Below are 20,636 nucleotides of genomic sequence, written 5' to 3' on the forward strand. Positions count from 1 at the left end.
TTATCGAATTCTAATTTGATTTTTAGTGGTTTTTAGGAACTATTTCAGAAAAAACATGGCATTTCTTAAAATTATCTTTACTTTTATCGAATAAAATTAAATTTATACGTGTAAAGTCTTTAGATATTTTTTAATTTTGCCCTCAATTATTTTGCAAACTTATTTAGATTTGCATAAGATTAAAAATATATGAATCATTAGGTATCAGCCAAGCACAATGAACATAAAAACTCGTAAAGGATTCGACATAAACCTTGCAGGCAAAGCTGCCTTGCAATTAGGAGCTGCCGAGCAATCCGAAACATTTGCCATAAAACCTACCGATTTTGTAGGTATGCATCGCCCAAAAGTAGTAGTACGTGAAGGCGACGTAGTAAAAGCTGGAACACCTCTTTTCTTTGATAAACAATTAGAAAAGGCTCTTTATACCTCACCTGTAAGTGGTGAAGTGGTAGAAGTAAAGCGTGGAGACAAACGTAAACTCTTAGAAATCAAGATTTTGGCAGATAAGCAAATCGAATACGAAAACTTTACCAAGTATAGCGTATCTGATATGGCAAATCTGAAAGGAGAAGACGTAAAAGAATCACTTTTAAAAAGTGGTGCTTGGATAAACATTATTCAACGTCCTTATGGCATTGTTGCTAATCCTGATGAAACTCCTCGTGCTATTTTTATTTCTGCTTTTGACTCAAACCCTTTAGCTCCTGATTATGACTTCCTTTATAAAAATGAAGGACAATATTTTCAAGCAGGTATTGATGCACTAAAGAAAATGGTTGATGTACCTATTCACCTTACTACAAATGGAAATGCTGAAGTTTCAGCTATCTTCCAAAATGTACGTAATGTGGAACAACATACTATTTCAGGACCTCACCCAGCAGGAAATGTAGGAGTTCAGATTCATCATATTGACCCTATTAATAGAGGGGAGGTTGTTTGGACTATTGCGCCTTATGGAGTTATCCAAATGGGAAAATTATTTTTAGATGGGCGTTATGATGCTTCTAAAAAAATTGCTGTTGTAGGCTCAGAAGTAACAACTCCACAATATTATGAAACTTATATTGGTGCTAAGGTAGGTAAATTCTTAAAGAATAATCTCAAACAAGACCATGTAAGAGTTATTTCTGGAAATATTTTGACAGGAACAGCTATTGAAAAAGACAGTTATATTGGCTTTTATGATAATATAGTTACTGTTCTTCCAGAAGGTGACAGACCACGTTTCTTTTTAAGTGATGGTTGGCTTGCTCCTACTTCTCGTTTGAGTTTCCACCGTGCCTTAGGTCTTTTATCTTTCCTAAATCCTAAAAAAGAACGTGTTATTGATACAAGTTTGAATGGAGAAGAAAGAGCTTTTGTAGAGACAGGTGTAATGGAACAAGTAGTTCCGATGGATATTCTTCCTCTACAACTTGTAAAATCTATTATGGCAGAAGATTATGATGGAATGGAAAGTTTGGGTATTTATGAAGTGATTGAAGAGGATGTAGCTCTTTGCGAATTTGTAGATGTTTCTAAACACCGTATTCAAAACATTGTTCGTCAGGGAATTCAACTTTTACGTGAAGGCTAGAAAACTTAGCAATTTCGTAACTGATATATAAAGTTTGAATTAATTTTCAGACTAATTAAAATAAACAACTAATTTGGTTAATTTATACCTTATAAATTCGTAAGTATGAAGTTCTTACATGATATTTTAGAAAAACAAAAACCAATGTTTGAAAAAGGAGGAAAACTTGAAAAGTTTTACTACCTTTTTGAAGCTGGTGAGTCGTTTGCCTTTACTCCTCCTACCACAACTCCTGCGAAAGGCGCACATATTCGTGATGCCATCGACTTGAAACGTATGATGATGACAGTAGTTATCGCTATGGTTCCTGCTCTTTTATTTGGTATTTGGAATGTAGGCTATCAACATTTCTTAGCAACAGGAAATCCTGATGCTGCTCTTTTAGATATTATAATGGTAGGTACTATTCAAGTATTGCCTATTGTTATTGTAGCCTATACGGCTGGTGGTATTGTCGAAGTTATTTTTGGAATAATTCGAAAACACCCTATCAATGAAGGATTTTTAGTAACAGGACTACTTATTCCACTCGTTATGCCACCTGATATTCCTCTTTGGCAAGTTGCTTTAGCTACTGTTTTTGCAGTTGTGATTGCAAAAGAAGCCTTTGGAGGTACAGGAATGAACATTTTGAATGTAGCTCTTACAGCTCGTGCTTTTCTTTATTTTGCTTATCCTACTGATATTTCAGGTACGGTTTGGACATATTTGGGAGAAGGTGGAGCAAAAAATGCTGTTGATGGTTACACAGGTGCAACAGCATTATCTATTGCAGCAGAAGCTCCAGTTGGAACAAGTGTTGATACAGCTTTGCAGTCAGCTACAAGTGGCTGGGCAGGTGCAGAAAGTTTATTTAGTTTCAATAATATGCTTATCGGTGTAATTCCTGGGTCTATTGGAGAAACATCTGCTTTAATGGCTCTTTTGGGAGCAATTATTCTTATCGTTGCTGGTGTAGCAAGCTGGAAAATTATGGTAAGTGGTGTAGTTGGAGCTTTGGTTATGGGACTTATCTTTAACCTTGCTGGTTCTACTCCTTTTATGCAAATGATGCCTCATTATCACTTAATTATGGGTGGTTTTGCCTTCGGAATTGTCTTTATGGCAACTGACCCAGTATCAGCTGCACAAACAGAAACAGGAAAATGGGTCTATGGATTTTTTATAGGACTTCTTACTGTTCTTATCCGTGTATTTAACCCTGCTTATCCAGAAGGAATTATGCTTGCCATTCTTCTTATGAATGTCTTTGCTCCTCTGATAGATTTTTATGTAATTCAAGCTAATAAAAACCGTAGATTAAAAAGAATCCATGTCTAAAGAATCAAACGCATACATCATAACCTTTGCAGTAATAATGATCGTCGTTATTGCTGCAACACTCGGCTTCGCTAAAGAATTCTTAAAAGAATCACAGACACAAGCCGTAAACTTAGATACTCAGAAACAAATTTTGAGTGCTATCGTTCCACTTTCAGAGGTTGGCGAAACAGGCGAACAAGTAAATGCCTATTACGCAAAACACATCGAATCTATTGCAGTAGATGTAAATGGTGATGAGAAGAAAGTAAATGAGGATGGCGAACAAATTATTCCTGAAAAAGTAAGTATCCGTAAAGAATTTAAGAAGAAGGATAAAGCTGAAAAAATTCTTCCTGTCTTCAAATTTAAAGATAACGCAGGAAAAGTAACTGCTTATATTTTACCTGTTTATGGAAATGGTCTTTGGGATAATATTTGGGGCTATATTGCTCTTGAGCCAGATATGAAAACTGTAAAAGGTGCAGTATTTGACCATAAAGGAGAAACTCCAGGACTAGGCGCACGTATTGCTGATGATGATATTGAAAGTCGTTATGCAGGAAAAACTATTTATAATGACAAAGGTGAACTAGGCATCGAAATGATTAAAGGTGAAGGAAACGTAGAACCAGGTTCTTTAGAAGGCTACAAAGTAGATGGAATGTCAGGAGCAACTATCACAGGACGTGGTGTTAATGACATGTTGAAAAACTATTTCACTTTGTATGAAAATTATATGCAAAAAGTAAAAAAATCTGCTTATAATGCCTCTTCCTTAAAAGAAGTCGCTCTAGTAAAATAGATTAAAAAACAGAAAATTTAGATTTAATTAAAATACTATAAATTTATTGAATGTATTTCAATAAATGCAACTATAACATTCTATGGCAACAGAAACAGCTAAATCTATGGAGGCTACCGTAGTAAAGAAAAAATCGGAAGATTTATTCTCAAAACGCCGTCGTCGTTTGGTAGCAGATCCATTAGACGATTCGAATCCAATTACAGTACAAGTTTTGGGTATTTGTTCGGCTCTTGCCGTTACTGCCAAAATTGCTCCTACTCTTGTTATGGCAACAGCTGTAATGATTGTAGTAATTGGTTCAAACGTTATTGTATCGCTTTTACGCAATGTAATTCCAGGGCGTATCCGTATTATTGCACAGCTTGCTATTGTCGCAATGCTTGTAATTTTGGTAGACCAAGTTTTGAAAGCCTATTTTTATGACCTTGCCAAAATTGTTGGGGTTTATGTAGGTCTTATCATTACAAACTGTATTATTATGGGACGTTTGGAAGCCTTTGCAATGGGTAACAAACCATATGATTCAGCTCTTGATGGCTTAGGAAGTGGCTTAGGTTATGCTTGGGTTATTTTAGTAGTTGCCTTTTTTAGAGAGCTTTTTGGTTCTGGAACATTACTAGATATTCCAATTATAGCTCCTTTGAATGAAGCATTGGGAGTAAGTATTCCTAATAATGGACTTATGACTAATCCAGTTGGTGCATTTATCGTTATTGGTATTATCATTTGGGTACAACGTTATTTCAATGGTTATGTAGAAGACCATTAATTTATTGCTTTAAATTTTTTATAAAATAAAATCTTGTCGTTGTTGTGTTTTAAACCAACAATTCATCAATTACTAAAAATGGATTTAATCAATATATTTATTCGTTCGGTTTTTATCGAAAACATGGTCTTTGCTTACTTTTTGGGAATGTGTTCGTATCTAGCCGTTTCTAAGAAAGTATCAACAGCTATGGGACTTGGTCTTGCAGTAGTTTTTGTTTTGGGCGTAACGTGTCCTGCTAACTATTTGATTCAAGAATATTTACTTAAAGAAGGTGCTTTAGCTCCAGTTTTAGGTGAAGAATTTGCAAAAGTAGATTTGAGTTTCTTACAGTTCATTACCTTTATTGCTGTAATTGCTTCTATTGTACAGCTTGTAGAAATGGTTATTGAACGTTTTTCTCCTGCTTTATATGGTGCATTAGGTATTTTCTTGCCACTAATCGCTGTAAACTGTGCTATTTTGGGGGGGTCACTCTTTATGGTTCAGAAAGAATATGACCTTGCTCAATCTGTTGTGTATGGTATTGGTTCTGGTGTAGGTTGGTGGATTGCTATCATTGCACTTGCAGCTATTCGTGAGAAAATGAGATATTCAAATGTTCCTGCGCCTTTGCGTGGTCTTGGTATCACATTTATCATTACAGGACTTATGGGACTTGCTTTCATGTCTTTTATGGGAATTACGCTGTAAAGAATTTCAGAAAATAAAAAGAAATTAGATTGTGATAAACAATTTAATATGCTATTTTTATAAAATACTAAAAACTACTTTCTTTTATCAAAAGAAAGTAGTTTTTTTGTTTAAGAATTACTGTAGCTGACACTAAAGTGTCAGAGCATATCAGCTACTAAATGATAGTTTTATGACAAAATGGAAAATGCGTTTTTTGCGCTTTCGTGTGTGGTTAGAAAATCAATGGAAAATTCGTTCTCAAAAAGAAAAATATACTTTAGGGATTGCTGGGCTTTTAGGAGTTTTGCTTGTCCTTGCCATCTCTTTTGTCATTTGGGATAATAATAGAGAGGCTTCTGTATGGGAACTTGTGCCTAATGATGCCATTTTGGTTTTAGAAACAACTGAAGCACAACGTATGAGAGAAAAAATAGACTCTCTTCCTTTTTGGCAACCCTTTAGAAATTTGCCTTACTTGCAAGCCTATCATTCACGCAAAACCGTTTTAGATAGTATTGGTAGAGATTCTTTGGATATTATGAACTATCTAAAAGGACGAAAAATTTATGTTTCATTGCATCAAACTTCACGAACAAGTGCCGATGTTATGTTTTTTGTTCCCATGTCTTTACAGTCAAGAATTATAAATAGTCTGAGTAAAAAACTAAAAGAAAAAGTCCCTTTTACGCATTCAGAAAGATTGTATAATGATATTACTGTTCATGAGCTGAAATATGAATATGAAACAACAGATGAAAATGGAGAAATAAAAGCTAGAAAAAATTCAAACCGAAAAAATGAAACTCAAAGTGTTATTTTTACTTATGTCATTTATAAAAACTTTTTTATTGGAAGTTATACGCCTTTTTTGGTAGAAGATGCTGTCAGAAAAATAGCAAATAGTGAAGCAACGCCCTTTTTTAAGGAAAACAAAGACCTTTTAAAACTCACAAAAATTGAAGATGATGATGCAAATTTATATGTTTCAGCTTCACAAATCCCAAAACTTTTTTCTCTTTTCACAGAAGAAGAAAATACAGCTTTGCTTTCTAGTTTTGAGAACTGGGCAAAATCAGCAATGCTTGATGTCTCCTTGAAAGAACATCTGCTTTTACTCAATGGCTATATTTTGACACAGGAAGAAGGTTCAGAAAGAGATTATTTATCTATTTTAGAAAGTCAGAAATCGATTGATTTTATTGATTTACAGCAGTTCATTCCACAAGAAACGGCTCTTTTATATCGAATTGGTCTTTCTGATCCTCAAAGCTATTTTCATGACTTAGAAGATTATAGAAGGGAATATTTGCCAAAACAGATTGAAGCAAAAGAAACGCTTATAGATAATTATAGCTTTTCACCAACTCGCTTTTTGGATAATCTAGGAAATGAAATTGCTGTTGCAGTCTTGGAAATGCCTGAGAATAGAAAAAACCCAGAAAAATTAGCCTTCCTAAAAATAAAATCCGAAGATGGGCAAACTGAAAAATACAAACAAAAAGCAGTTGCATTATTGACTCAACTTGCTGAAAACTCTCGTATAGAAGTAAAAAGTGAAGACGGAACAGAATCAGAAACCAAACCTCTGACAGAGATTTATGAAGAATTGCCTATTACACGTATTGAAGTAGCTGATTTTCCTAAAAAAATGTTTGGAGAAGGATTTAGTGGATTTTCTCAGTCTTATTTTACAGTTTTGGAAAGCAAATATATTGTTGTTGGAAGCAGTTTTCAAGCAATTCAAAAACTTATCGATGACTACAAAAATGAACGAGTTTGGGGAAAATTGGTAAGACAAAGACAGTTTTTTGAACAAATAGGAACTCGTTCGACAGTTAGTGTAATTGTAGACTTACCTCGCTCTTGGAACTGGCTGATGACAAATGTTTCTCCTGAATGGCAAAAAACATTTGAAGCCTATAAATACGACCTTTTGAAAGTAGAGTTTTTGGCGTGGCAAGCAGAAGGAGAAGAAAAGCGTTTTGCAAGTTCAATTATTTTTCAACAACAAAAAACGGCTGAATTAGTCGCTCAAAGCAAGAAAGAAGAAGCCAAAACAGTCTTTAAAAGTCGATTGGAAAGTCCTCCTTATTTGGTCAGAAACCATTTGGATAGAAGTCAGGAAGTATTGGTTCAAGATGATAAAGATATGTTGTATTTGGTTTCGAAAGAGGGAAAAATACTTTGGAATTATTATCTCAATGGAACAATGCGCCCACAAGTCTATCAAATTGATGCCTATAAAAATGGAAAATTACAATATTTGATTGCCACTCCTACAAAGGTCTATTTGATTGACCGTTTGGGAAGAAGCGTTTCTGGATTTCCAATTTCTTTTCCAGAAAATACATTTATTACGCATCTTTCTGTAATTGATTATGACAACTCAAAAAACTATAGAATTGGAGTAGCTACAAGTCAGGGAAATGTTTATTTGTATGATAAAACAGGGAAAAGTCTCCCTGGTTGGCAGCCTCGTAAATTAGGGATGGCTCTTTCTGCTCCATTAGAACACGTAAGAGCAGGTAGTAGAGATGCCATGATTGCGATTGAACAAAATGGAATTGTCAATTTACTGAAACGAAATTCTCAGAGTTATTCTAATTTTCCACTCAATTTCAATTCTGATATTACCAATGACTTTCATGTTGATTATGGAAATACACTTGCCACCACTGAAATAAGTATGCTTACCGAAGCTGGCGAACTGATTCGTTTTAATTTGGAAGGAAAAATAATGGATAGAAAGTTTTTCGAAAGAGGAGAGCAAGGCGCAATTTTCACACTAGCAGCCGATAAACAGCGTGAACAAAACTTTGTAATTGCAAGACAGGATAGTAAAAAGCTAACTCTTTATTCGTCAGAAGAAGAGTTATTATTCAGCAAAACTTATGATAATGATGGTACAAAACTGATTCAATATTTCAATTTTGGAGCAAGTATAGAAGTCATTGCTGTTACGGATATGCACGCACAAAAAACCTATTTGTATTACACCAACGGAACAATGGTAGGAGGAAAAACAATACAAAGTAATACAACCATTGCACTTTTTTATTCAGAACAAACAAGCCTTTTTACGCTTTACAGAACATTGGATAAAGAATGTCAGAAGTTGGTTTTTGGGAGGTAGGTTTTAAGATAAATATTTACTCGTGTAAAACAAACCTCTTTTTTTTACACATTGGGAAGCAAATTTATGAAAAATCCTTATTCCGATTTTTAATTGGAGTGAGGATTTTTTGGTTTTTGGGAGATAAATTTTGGCTGGAAAATCTAAAATAGAAACTAAAAATACAGGCAATGCAGAACCAAAGCTTATTGAGCGAGGAACATCAGAAAGACTTTAATCATCTTGTTCATTTTGATGTTCACAAAAATTACAATAACCTCCATTATCTATAGCTGCAATTAATTCATTCCAAGGTATGTCATTTCCACACTTTTCACAGTCTTTCTGACCGTATTCCTTCATTACAATTTCTAATGACTGAGCTTGGTTATCAGTCAGAGATTCAGTCCCTTTGTCATTAACCTGTTTAATAATTCCTAATGCTGTAGGATGTTCAACATATTCATATTCTACTAGTTCTGATAAATAACTAAGAAATTCTGAAACATTAGAATCTCCATGTTTTGAGTTAGTAGCATTAATATCTGCTTTTGAAAAAATTGGATATGGCATGTTGTAGTTTTTTAGTATAAAAAAAGTTGCTTTTAAAACAGCATTATTTGAAAATATAATTTGTGTATTTAATTTAAATATCACTTTTTTCTATAAATAGCATTAGTCTAAAGAAAATAAATAGTGTAGTGTTTTCAAATATACAAAAAAGAAGTAATAAAAATTCAAATTACTACCTAAACCTTTTTCTATTTCTACTCTGTTTTTTACATTTCAAAATGCAACTCTAAGACTTGTAAAATGATAAATCATAGTTAAAACACTATGTTCAATATAACTAAAATTTCACAGATTCTTTAATTCATCTAGAATATTTTGCTCCTTCAAATGCTCTACAAACATAGAAGAATAGTTTGGTTCTATAAGTTTTGTAGTCAAAATCTTTAAATGGTTTTCTATGTAACCTTCTTCATTATCTATTTGAAACATACCATCACATTTTCTTGATTCATAACAGTATATTTCTGCCATATTATCCAACAAAATAAAGATTCTAATGCAATTTTCTCTTGTATCAAAGCCTTTCTCCCTCAACATATGAGAAGGAATATGACGAGAAAAATAGTCATAAGGAGTACCATCCCTAGTATTTTTATAGAAATGATTTATTAAAATTCTGCTACAAGTATTACAATAAATTTTATGAAATTGAATATTATAAGGAATAGGTTGTCTTCCATGCGAAGCTTGAAAAAACTTTTTGATTTTTTCAAATGGAGGTTTTTTACTAGAAAAATCGTAGTTCATCCAACGTAGAATAACACCTTCTATTATTGGAACTAAGGTGAGAAAGCAACTAGTATAATCTTTCCTATAATATGAAACAACTGCTGTATCTATCAAGTCTAAAAATACTTTAAAAGGTTCAAATTTTTCAAACCTCCCTCCCCTATATATAACTCTCACGTTAGGTCGTAAAATTATTTTTTCTATCTCATTCAGTATTACACTAATAATAGATTTAGAAATAGGTAACTCATCTGTAAGATTAGAAAAAAGTTTAACATCAGCTTCTGTTATGATGGAGGGAAGAGATAAAGCATATTCTGATAATGTCCAATTAATAGACATTATTTTTGATAGGGTGTCATTTGGAGAGACAGAAATATGCTTTAGTTTTTCCATATTATTTCTCTCCTCTATAGCTTTCCTAAGAGCGTTGTTATATACTGATGCACTACGGTTATTCCACATATCTGAACTTAAATTTAGTTCGCTCTTAATTTCTTCTACAGATATGTTTAAGATAATAAGTTCTGTTATTTTGGCTTCTATTTGTTCATTATTCATTCTCTTGAAATTAAGATAAGTACTCTGCCTAATCAGGGCATGTTCATAAAAAATAATGTCCAAAAAAAAGGGGTGTTTGCTAAATTTTCTATTTTTGTAATTCTAACCTACAAAATATAAAACTATGCATACTCCCCAAAAAACGAATTTACAAAGTATTATCAAGAAGTACAAACTTGTCTTTTAGACCACCGAGATAACCGTGGAAAACAGCATTCTTTAGCATTTGTCATTGTTCTGTTTATGCTTTGTATTTTACGCTCTGATAAAAAACTGACAGTCGCCTATATTCATCGTTCTATGTGCCGTTCTTATAAAGAAGTAGCTCAAGATTTAGATATAGAAGTTTCTTCGTGTATTTCTTATACTCAACTTCAACGTATTCTAAAAAAAGTTGATTATCAAGGTTTTAATGCAATTAATGAAACCTTCTTTCATCAATATATTTATAAAGATGCTTTAGAATGGTACGCCATAGATGGAAAAGAACTTCGTGGTAGTATTGATGATGTAGCAGGAGAAAAACGAGGTCAAAATGTAGTTTCTCGTACTTCTCATTCAACTAAACAAAGTAGTATTGTAGGGTGGTACAATGGAAGTAAAGACTCGGAAAAGACTGTTGTATCTCATTATTTTAACTCCTACGATTACTTATTAGGTAAATATACGTTAGATGCTCTTCATTTGAGTAGTGAATTACCTGCTTTAATAGCAAAAAAAGGAGGTATTTATTTGATGCAAGTAAAGGCAAATCAAAAACTTCTTTTAGAAGATTGTAAACATATTGACGATAATTTAACTACTTCTTATAAAAAAGAAGCCTACCAAAAAGCGCATGGAAGAGAAGAAATACGAATCGGTTTTGGATATGAAATGAATACAGAATCATTACCCAAACGTTGGAAAGAAACGAAAGTCAAAACCCTGATAGTAGTAGAAAGAGAAAGAAAAATTACAAAAACACAGAAAAAAAGTAAAGAAAAAAGTTACTGGGTAACCAATTTACCTCTCAACCAAATTAATTTCCTAGAATTATTTATGGCTATAAGAGAGCATTGGACAATAGAAGTACATCATAATACAAGAGATAAACAAATGGGAGAAGACAATTTGATAACTAGAAATGAAAACCAAAGTAGGTTTATAGCTGTTTGTATAACACTAGCTACAAACCTATTGGAAGTGCAAAAAGTAGAAAATCTCACAGTACTCAGAGAAGAATTAGCCTACAAAGAACGAAATGTATATCACCTCTTTGAACATAAAAGATTTTTATGAACATGCCCTGTCTGCCTAATTACTTATTGAAATTTATTTGTATTTTTGTGTCATACAGATTTAGTAAAGCCTCTTTCATTCGTTGAAACGTAACTAAATACAAGACCTGTAGAAGGGAGTTCATAAATTTGGACTTCCTTTTTTTTATTCGACTTATGTAAAAAAAACAATCAAACATAAAAAACACCACCAATTCAAAAAAGAACTAATAGTGTTTACAATATACAGAAAAATAAATATTTACACAGAATAAAATTTGGTTGTAATTTATCTTTTATAAAGTGTTACAATGTCAGTTAAATAATTACAAATTCTCTAAAATTATCTCTATTTATTAGTTTTTCTTCTGCGTTATATTTTTCAATGAATGTTTTGGGTAAGTTTACTTTCTTTTTTGGATTCCATTTAAACTCATAGCCATATAATTTTTGATTCATATTTTCTACATAATCAATTTCTTGTTGTTGAGTTGTTCGCCAAAAATAAGGTTGTGATAAAGTAAGTTTGTATTTGTTTTGTTTCATTCTTTCCGAAATTAGAAAATTTTCCCATAAAGCACCTATATCTGTACGCAAACTCAAATCTGTAAAATTTCCTATAATCATGTTTCTAATTCCATTATCATAAAAATAAATTTTCTTACTCTTTTTTAGTTCGTTTCGCACATTATTGCTATAACTTCCCAACCTAAATATAACATATCCCTTTTCCAAAATCTCAATATATCTCTGAATTGTATTTCTATCTACCCCAATAAGTTGGCTCAATTCATTATAATTCACTTCGCTGCCTATCTGTAAAGCTAAAGCCTGAACCAATTTTTCTAATACCTCTGGTTTTCTTATTTCTGCATAAGAAAGAACATCTCTATACAAATAACTATCGACTAGATTTTTCAAAATCTCTCTTTCTTCTCCCTCATTATTAATCACATCTGGATAAAACCCATAAATGAGCCTGTTTTCTAATTGTTGTTCTGCTTTCAAATAGCCTACATTATTTTGGTACTCTTCCCAACTAATCGGAAATAGTTCATATTCCCATTTTCTTCCTGTCAAAGGTTCACTTAGTTCATTGAAAAGAGTAAAAGACGACGAACCACTAATCCATAATTGGACATCTTTAAATTGATCTATAATAATCTTGAGGGTCAGACCTATTCCTTTGATGCGTTGAGCTTCATCTATAAAAACTATTTTTTTTCCTCCAATCAGATTCTTAATTTTTTCTGTATTAGGAGTATCAAGAATAGATCGAACAGTTGGGTCATCTCCATCAAAGAATTGATAATCCAAACCTTTTAGTTGTTCCAAAATAAAAGTTGTCTTTCCTACTTGACGGGGACCTACTATTATAATAGCCTTTCCCTTTCCTATTTTACTTATAACTTGTTTTTTTATCAGTCTTTCAATCATACTATAAATATAATAAAAAAAGAATGTATTCACAAATTACTATACTTTTATAGGAACGTATTCATATATTATTATGGTTTTATAGGAATATGTTCACAAATTATTTATTTTCTTATTAAATCTTAATCACTTTTATAGTAAATAAAACATCAATAATTGCCAAAAATAGAGCTGCATAGAGGAAATAATAATATTTATTTGTCTTTGTATCAATTTGTTTTACTCCTCTTACTTCGCCTTGAATAGATTGAATTGAATTTATTAGACGTTGCACATCGTTTTGAGTTTCTCCAATTTCAAAATATTTTCCTCCTGTTTGATTAGCTAAATCTTTCAAGTCTTCTGGATTTAGTTTTGTAATAATTGTTTCTCCATTGCGTTGGTCTTTTTTGAATCCACTTCCAGAAGGTATTTTTCCACCTTGTTCTGTTCCAATTCCTAAAGCAAAAAGTTTGATTCCCAAATCTTCAATTTCATCGATGGCATCGCCTGTTTCTTCTCCAAAATCTTCTCCATCGCTTATCATAATGATAATTTTTGAATTCGTTTTGGTTTCTTTATCGTTGGCAAACTTCTCTAAAGCCATTTTCAAAGGTGGTGCAAAGTCAGTTCCTCCACTTGGCACAAGTCCAGTATTTAGAGATTCCAAAATCAATCGCAATGCACTTTGGTCACTTGTAAGAGGACATTGAAGAAATGCTTCTGATGAAAAAATGATAATTCCTTGTCGGTCAGATGGAAAAGCTGCCGTAATTCCTTTAAGTTCGTGCTTGATACGCTCCATTCTTGAAGGCTGAATATCTATAGCATCCATTGAGCGAGATAAATCTACAAGATAAAAAATATCTTTTCCTACACTTTTCACATCCTGTTTGGTTTCTCCAAAAGAAGGTCCAAGTAGAGCTAAAATAAGCAAAATAAAATAGCTTCCTCGCAACACAAATTTCAACCAAACATATTTGGAAGAAGTACGGAGATACTTTGCTTTTTTGTGTGTTCTGAAAATATAAAGACCGTATAAAAGTAAAAAAACAAGAATAAATACGGTTTCAAGAATGCCTAAATCGTTGTTCCAAATCATAATACTATAAAAAATCTTTGTATTTGTTGGTGATTCTATCACTAAAATACCAACAAAAGCGTATGTAATTTTCTTTTTTTGAAAGTCTTTGATTAAAATAATTAAGTGAAAGTAAGCAAAAACTGTGATTTATAGGAATTTTTTAGTGTAATTTATCAAAAATGCTTTTTAAAGACTACTAAGACTACAACAAGAAATGATTTTTGATGTTTGATAGATTTTTTTTATGAAATTTATTTTCCGAAAATTGAAAACTACTAAATTCTTTTTGTATCTTTTAGTTTCGTTATAAGTTTTTTAGACCCTAAGGGTTTTAAAAACCCTTAGGGTCTTGGAATTTCTTTTAATTTATGAATATCAAACATCTAAAAATTAGTCAAAAATTAGCCATTCTGTTTTCAGGACTGTTTGTGATGCTTTTGCTTCACTACTTTTTAGTTTTTAAGTTAGATAATAATATTTTAGATGATGGAACAAAATTAGATATTGCACAGCGCAATGGAATGTCAATTCAGCAAGCTATTTTTTATCTAAGAAATGTTGTAGATGGTAATCAACAAACTGACCTAAACGACCTTAGCAACCGAGTAAGTTCTATTAATTCGAATTTAGACATTCTTCAAAATGGAGGAATATACAAAGCTCGCTTTGATGAAGAAATTGAAGTAAAACCTATTTCTGAAGAAATTAATAATCAATTAGTTTCCTTTCAACGTCTTTGGAAAGAATTTGACAAACGATTTACCAAAATAAGAACAACAAGTCAGTTACATCACGACAGCGTTCTTGTTTACTATATTCCAGAAAGTAAAAGTAGTTTAATTAATCAACTTCCAGCAGAAGAAAATTTATTTTCTTTGGGAGATTTAGGTGGCTTAGATGGAGGGTTAGATGACTTGGGAGATTTATCACTTTCCTTTGATGATAATACAGCAAATACAGCTCTTTCCATTAATTATAGAAAAATGGAATATCAGTTTGACAATGTTTTGAATGGAAATATTGCTCCAGATGTAAATTTCATTATCCGTAATGCTGAAAAACTTATTTTACTCAACAAAAATTTAGAAAACTCTCTCTCTACTCGTTTATATTACGATCAAATTCGTTTACGTTATTGGATGGTTGCTCTTTTTTTAATTAATGCTATCGGTATTGGTTTGGGTTATTGGTTTGTTGTCACGACTTCTTTACATCCACTTCTAAAAATTCGTCAGCTTATCAATCGTTTGGCAGCAGGGGATATTTCTCGTACCCTTTTGGCTCGTTCTCATGATGAAGTTGGTAATCTGATTCAAGATTTAAGTCGTTTTTCACAAGGACTAGAGCATATCACAGAATTTGCGACTCAAGTGGGAAAAGGAAATTTTGATGAAGATTTTGAGGTACGAAGCAAAAAAGATACTCTAGGATATGCACTTTTAGAGATGCGAGATGATCTAAAACAAAACGCAGAAGAAGACAAACGTAGAAACTGGGCAAATGAAGGAACAGCAAAATTTTCGGATATTTTGCGCCAACATGCACAAGATATGCAAGCTCTTTCTTATCAACTTATTTCTAATTTAGTTCATTATTTGGAAGCTAATCAAGGTGGAATTTATAGTTTAGAGAAAGAAGGAGATGAAAAGGAGGCAAAAGCACATCTAGTGTTGAAGGCTGCATACGCTTATAACAAACAAAAATTCATACAACAATCTATTCCTATCGAACAAGGACTTTTAGGACAGGCTGTAATGGAAAAAGGACATTTGTATTTTAATCAAATTTCTTCTGATTATATCCGTCTTACTTCTGGATTAGGAGAAGCTACACCAAGTTATTTATTGATTGTTCCTCTGATTTCGAATAATGAAGTACATGGAGTAATTGAAATTGCTTCTTTTCATCCAATTGAAGAATATCAACTTGCCTTTGTTATTAAATTATCTGAAAGCATTGCTGCTACACTTGCTAATGTACGAAGTAATGAACGTACAAAGTTACTCTTAGAAGAATCTCAAATGTATGCTGAACAGATGCGAGCGCAAGAAGAAGAAATGCGTCAGAGCATGGAAGAACTAACAACCACACAAGAAGAATTAGAACGTATTCAAAGAGATTTGAGAGAGCGTTTGGCTAATTATGAAGGGGTTGTCAATAGTACAAAGAGTATGATTTTGGCTCTTGATGAAGAGTATAACATTAAAGTTTTGAACCGTTCGTATGCTGCCATGTTACGAAGATTAAAAGGAACAGAAGTTCCAAATGGCTCAAATATTTTAGAAATACTGACTCAAGAACAGTTAGAATATTGGAAGCCGTATTATGAACGTGCTTTGGGTGGTGAATCATTTACTATGGTTTCGAATATCAAAAATTCTGAATTTGAAGATTTGTATTATGAATTAGAATTTTTCCCTCTCATTGCTACAAGTGGAAAAATTACAGGTTTTGCAATTGTAAATAGAGAAGTAACTTCACTTAATCCTGTTCGATTTACAGAATATGAAGATATTGTTCCAATTGAGTAAAACCCTAATCCCAAACTCGCACTTCAATTCTTCGATTTAGTTCTCGTCCTTCTTTTTCATCATCATTACTAGCTATTGGTCGCTCTTGTCCATAACCGTTTGCTTTTAATCTAGCTTTTTCCACTCCTTTTTCTACCAAAAAATCAATAACACTTTGCGCTCTTTCTTTTGATAAAATAAGATTTTGAGATGCACTTCCAACATTATCTGTATGTCCAATAATTTCTAAGTTCAGTGATGGGTTTTGAATAAGAAACTCAGCCACTTCTTCTATCATTGGATAAGATTCTTGTTTTAAAACAGCATTTCCATTTTCATAATAGATATTTTTCAGGATAATACTTTTACTTTTATCTATACTTGAAATATCAACTAATTTCTGTAATAATTTCTGATTTTCTGATTGATTATCATCCTTATACATATCTTCTTCTTCAACATATAAGTACGCATTGATTACATAGTTTTTAGAATTTCGCTTTGCAAGAAGATAAGGATTTAATGAAATTTGGTCTTGATAAGCTAATCTATTTTGATAGCGAATTTCTATATCAAATACAGTTTCATTATTTGATTTAGTTTGATAATTAGCAGTTATTTGCGCTTCCTCTTTTACTTTGTCTTTCAAATATATTGGAATATTTATTTTATAATTTCCTTCTTCATCCGTTTTAGTTTGAAAGGTTACACTATCTATTGCATAGTTTAGACTTTTAAAAATAATTTCTGCATCTTGAACTGGTTTTTTATCTACTGTTCGTTCTCTAAATTGACCTTTTACTTCTACTGAATCAAAAAAGAAAACTTCATAAATATCATCACCTCCTTGTCCTTTTATTCTGTTTGAAACAAAATAGCCTAACTGATTGCTTTGGTTATTTGAATTATCAATACTAAAATAAAGATCATCAGCAACACTATTTATTGGATAAGGAAGTAATAAAGGATTTATCCATTCATTTGAAACTGTATCAAAATCTGCTTTGAAAACATCAAAACCTCCTGCCGTATTTTCTCTATTCGAACTAAAATAAAGAGTATTGTTTTTATCTAAAAAAGGAGTTACTTCATTTGATTTAGAATTCAATTTTTCTAATAATTCAGGTTTTTCGAAGTCATCTTTTATGTCTTCTCTCCTTGATACAAAAAGTTCATAGTTTCCTTTTGATTTATAGTCTGAAGCAAAAACAAGTATTTTTTTATTTTCTGATAGACAAGCATATTCCTGAACTCCTTTTTCTTCACTCAATGTTTGCGAAAATAATTGAGGTGTCTGCCAAACTCCTTTTTCACGTTTAAGTATTTTTAAATCTCCATTTTGAGAAATAAGAAAAGTTTTGTCACTACTTGTAAGTTCGTATTTCAGAATTTGTAATACACTAAATTGAGAATCCAAAGACTCTGACCTATTCCACTGCTCAATTTCTTCTACTGTTCCATCTTTTTCTATTTTGGCGTTATAGAGTGTAAATATTTGGGTCTCATAACGATCAGTAATTTTTTCTTTAAAAGTAAGACGATTACTACTATAAATAAGATTATCAGAAAAAGGAATTTTACTCACTCCAAAATCATGAAAAGGCGAATTGACATGTTGTCCCATATTTCGGACAAGATAATTTTTTGGTCTTTGATATAGTTCTAATGCTGTTTTGAGGTGAGAAAGTAATCTATCATACGTTTCTATTCTACTTTTTGGATTTTGTTCAGCATAAAGTTTTAGCATTTCTAAAGCATCCCCAAACTTTTCATTAAGAAAATAAGCCTCTGCTAACCAATAAAAATAATGTGTATTTTCTTTGAGATGCATTACATTTACATTCTTTAATTCATTTAAAGACTGTTCTTGTAAGTGCAAATGTAATTTGCAGATAGCAGCATAATATTTTGCATCTTGATGTAAAGTATTATTTAATTTTATTTCTTCAAAATAATAGAGAGCACTTCTATATTTGTCATTTTTGAAATCTTCTTTTCCATTCAAAAAAAATTCTTTTTCATTGTAACCAATTTGTGGGAAACAAAACGGAATATGTATTACAAGCAATAAAACTACACCTATTATTTTTTTCATATTTTATCAAAATAATCTACTATTTTTATGGAACACAGATTTTACGAATTATACAGATTTTTTTAATATTATTTTAATAGAAAATAAATATTTTGTTTTTGCTCTGCAATTTTTTCAAAAAACACTAAGTCAATTTTAAATTATAGGTAGTTGTATTTTAATTCTCTGTGTCCTCTGTGAACTCTGTGTTTTAAAAAAAGTGGTTTACAGTAAAATAATCTACAAAAACAACAAAGAAGAATCTCCATAACTCAAAAAACGATAGTTATTATCAAGTGCAGTTTGATAAATTTTCTCCCAGTCTTTTCCTATAAAAGCAGCTACCAATAAAATAAGTGTCGTTTCGGGCATATGAAAATTAGTAACTAGCGCATCACAAACACGAAACGTATAAGAAGGAAGAATAAAAATTTCGGTTTCGCCTGTTAGTTTTTCTTGACTAGAATCATTCATATACTTTAAAATAGCTTCAAAACTTTCTTTTTTAGAAGGTAATTTTATTTCAGAATCATAGCTATAAGGTTCTAATTTTTCTATAAAAAAAGTGGTTTCATTTTTAAGTAAAATTTTTGTTCCATACCAGTACAAACTCTCCAAAGTTCGCATAGATGTAGTTCCAACAGAAGCCACCTTTTCCGAATCAATAATGCTTTTTATATTTTCTTTTGTAACAACAATCTGTTCACAGTGCATTGTATGTGTAGCTACATCGCCAGCATTTTCTTTTTTAACAGGTTGAAAAGTACCTGCTCCTACATGCAAAGTAAGTTCATTTGTTTTTATATTTTTCTTTGCAAGACTTTGAAGGACACTTTCAGTAAAATGCAGTCCTGCTGTTGGTGCTGCTACTGCTCCTGCTGCTTTGCTATAAATAGTTTGGTAAGTAGAAGAATCTTTCTGTTTTGCTTCTCTTTTTATATAAGGAGGCAAAGGCATGACACCTAATTTTTCTACAATATCTACAAAAGGAATTTGAATTTCTTCTGTTGAATTAGGATTATTATTTTTCCATTCTAACTCTATCAAAAGCTCATTTCTATCTGCTATTTTTGCCTGAATTAGAATAGTTTGATTATCAATTTCTAATTCTCTTTCCAAAACTAGTCCATCTTTCCACCTTTTAAGATTGCCTACAACACATTTCCAAGTACATTTTTCTGTACTTAGCATGGCTTCACTAACATCAGCAGTTGGCAAAACAGGATGTAACAAAAATATTTCTATTGTTGCTCCTTTTCCATTTTGTCCTTTTTGAGTAGCCTTTTTTTCAAATAAAAGACGTGCAGGAATCACCTTAGTATTATTAAAATATAAAGTATACTCTTCACTCAAAAAATCAGTAATTTCTGTGAAATGATGATGAGAAATAGTACCCTTTTTATATACTAAAAGTTTTGAACTATCTCGTCTTGCTAAAGGATTTTGGGCAATTCGCTCAGTTGGCAAATGATAGGTATAGTCTTCTAAATTTATCTTTTCCACAGGGCAGTTATCAGTTATCAGTAAAGAGTTATCAGTTAATTTCTACTAACTGCTTTTTTCTAATTTACCGTAATTTTTAATTTCTAATTAATTTAAAACGGAGTTGGTTACGTTAAAAGTCATCTTGACAGTTCTTCCTTCGTCTAAAAAATCAACTTTATCAGCTAGATTTTTTACTAAAAAGATTCCTCTTCCTCCTATGGTCAAAAGGTTTTCTGGTGCAGTTGGATCTGGAAGTGAATCTGGATCAAATCCTTTTCCTTGGTCTTTAATTGTAAAAAACAACTTTTCTTTTCCTACTTCCAAACTCAAATCTACTTCTTTATTTTTATCTTTTCCATTTCCATGAATGATAGCATTATTAACAGCTTCGGTAACAGCAACCATAATATTTCCGTATATATCATCATTTAGGTTAAATTTATCACGAGCATTATCTATAAAACTCTCTACAATACGGATATTTTCTAAAAGGGAAGGGATTTTGATGTGCAAAACTGATTTCATAGTATTTTTTGTGTTGCAATATAAAAGGTAAAAAAGGGAATTAATACTGAAAAAAAAGAGAATAAAATGATTATTTAATCTTGATTCACTCTCAAAAATGAGTCTATTTATAATTTAGTTATAATTATTGCTATTCAAGTAGCATAAAATTTTAGATACAAATCCCAAATATAAGGAT

At 31.7% G+C, this 20,636-nt stretch carries 15 protein-coding genes; 8 read left to right on the forward strand and 7 right to left on the reverse strand.

The genetic code is table 11. The features are described from left to right. The first annotated feature begins 217 nt into the window (after nt 1-217). From V9L04_RS06150 to V9L04_RS06175, 6 genes are all read left to right on the forward strand, one after another. Nucleotides 218-1,582, forward strand: coding sequence for a Na(+)-translocating NADH-quinone reductase subunit A (locus V9L04_RS06150; RefSeq protein ID WP_338793206.1), 1,365 nt, complete (start codon nt 218-220; stop codon nt 1,580-1,582). A gap of 105 nt (nt 1,583-1,687) precedes the next feature. Continuing rightward, on the forward strand, nt 1,688-2,902 hold the full coding sequence (locus V9L04_RS06155; RefSeq protein WP_338793207.1) for an NADH:ubiquinone reductase (Na(+)-transporting) subunit B: 1,215 nt from the start codon (nt 1,688-1,690) through the stop codon (nt 2,900-2,902). Beyond that, on the forward strand, nt 2,895-3,686 hold the full coding sequence (nqrC, locus tag V9L04_RS06160) for an NADH:ubiquinone reductase (Na(+)-transporting) subunit C (RefSeq protein ID WP_338793208.1): 792 nt from the start codon (nt 2,895-2,897) through the stop codon (nt 3,684-3,686). The genes V9L04_RS06155 and nqrC overlap by 8 nt, the downstream gene beginning before the upstream one ends. Before the next feature lie 82 nt (nt 3,687-3,768). After that, nucleotides 3,769-4,458, forward strand: a complete 690-nt coding sequence (locus V9L04_RS06165; RefSeq protein WP_338793209.1) for an NADH:ubiquinone reductase (Na(+)-transporting) subunit D — start codon at nt 3,769-3,771, stop codon at nt 4,456-4,458. A gap of 78 nt (nt 4,459-4,536) precedes the next feature. Then, nucleotides 4,537-5,151 carry an NADH:ubiquinone reductase (Na(+)-transporting) subunit E gene (gene nqrE / locus V9L04_RS06170; RefSeq protein WP_338793210.1) on the forward strand — a complete coding sequence of 205 codons (615 nt, stop codon included), beginning with the start codon at nt 4,537-4,539 and terminating at the stop codon, nt 5,149-5,151. A 172-nt stretch (nt 5,152-5,323) separates the two neighbouring features. Next, nucleotides 5,324-8,266, forward strand: a complete 2,943-nt coding sequence (locus V9L04_RS06175; RefSeq protein WP_338793211.1) for a hypothetical protein — start codon at nt 5,324-5,326, stop codon at nt 8,264-8,266. Between the two features lie 213 nt (nt 8,267-8,479). On the opposite strand, the gene V9L04_RS06180 is transcribed toward V9L04_RS06175, so the two are convergent. Further along, on the reverse strand, nt 8,480-8,818 hold the full coding sequence (locus V9L04_RS06180; RefSeq protein ID WP_338793212.1) for a hypothetical protein: 339 nt from the start codon (nt 8,816-8,818) through the stop codon (nt 8,480-8,482). Between the two features lie 285 nt (nt 8,819-9,103). Continuing rightward, nucleotides 9,104-10,108 carry a hypothetical protein gene (locus V9L04_RS06185; RefSeq protein ID WP_338793213.1) on the reverse strand — a complete coding sequence of 335 codons (1,005 nt, stop codon included), beginning with the start codon at nt 10,106-10,108 and terminating at the stop codon, nt 9,104-9,106. A 243-nt stretch (nt 10,109-10,351) separates the two neighbouring features. Here V9L04_RS06185 and V9L04_RS06190 point away from each other — a divergent pair, with 243 nt between their 5' ends. Further along, nucleotides 10,352-11,386, forward strand: coding sequence for an ISAs1 family transposase (locus V9L04_RS06190; protein WP_338791795.1), 1,035 nt, complete (start codon nt 10,352-10,354; stop codon nt 11,384-11,386). A gap of 296 nt (nt 11,387-11,682) precedes the next feature. Here the strand turns inward: V9L04_RS06190 and V9L04_RS06195 are convergent, their stop codons facing one another. Both V9L04_RS06195 and V9L04_RS06200 read right to left on the reverse strand, forming a co-directional pair. Beyond that, a complete protein-coding gene (locus V9L04_RS06195; protein WP_338793214.1) occupies nt 11,683-12,801 on the reverse strand; it encodes an ATP-binding protein in 1,119 nt (372 codons plus the stop codon). A 115-nt stretch (nt 12,802-12,916) separates the two neighbouring features. After that, nucleotides 12,917-13,882, reverse strand: a complete 966-nt coding sequence (locus V9L04_RS06200) for a VWA domain-containing protein (RefSeq protein ID WP_338793215.1) — start codon at nt 13,880-13,882, stop codon at nt 12,917-12,919. Between the two features lie 350 nt (nt 13,883-14,232). Between V9L04_RS06200 and V9L04_RS06205 the strand changes: the two genes are divergently transcribed. After that, the gene (locus V9L04_RS06205) at nt 14,233-16,395 is read left to right on the forward strand and encodes a GAF domain-containing protein (RefSeq protein ID WP_338793216.1); all 2,163 of its coding nucleotides are present in this window, start codon (nt 14,233-14,235) and stop codon (nt 16,393-16,395) included. 4 nt (nt 16,396-16,399) lie between these two features. Here the strand turns inward: V9L04_RS06205 and V9L04_RS06210 are convergent, their stop codons facing one another. From V9L04_RS06210 to V9L04_RS06220, 3 genes are all read right to left on the reverse strand, one after another. Then, entirely contained in the window at nt 16,400-18,469 is a 2,070-nt protein-coding gene (locus V9L04_RS06210) for an OmpA family protein (protein ID WP_338793217.1), read from the reverse strand. A gap of 219 nt (nt 18,470-18,688) precedes the next feature. Continuing rightward, nucleotides 18,689-19,951 carry an S-adenosylmethionine:tRNA ribosyltransferase-isomerase gene (locus V9L04_RS06215; RefSeq protein WP_338793218.1) on the reverse strand — a complete coding sequence of 421 codons (1,263 nt, stop codon included), beginning with the start codon at nt 19,949-19,951 and terminating at the stop codon, nt 18,689-18,691. A gap of 87 nt (nt 19,952-20,038) precedes the next feature. Next, the gene (locus V9L04_RS06220) at nt 20,039-20,458 is read right to left on the reverse strand and encodes an ATP-binding protein (protein ID WP_338793219.1); all 420 of its coding nucleotides are present in this window, start codon (nt 20,456-20,458) and stop codon (nt 20,039-20,041) included. Nucleotides 20,459-20,636 lie beyond the last annotated feature (178 nt).

The organism is Bernardetia sp. MNP-M8 (assembly GCF_037126285.1).
GTDB lineage: Bacteria > Bacteroidota > Bacteroidia > Cytophagales > Bernardetiaceae > Bernardetia.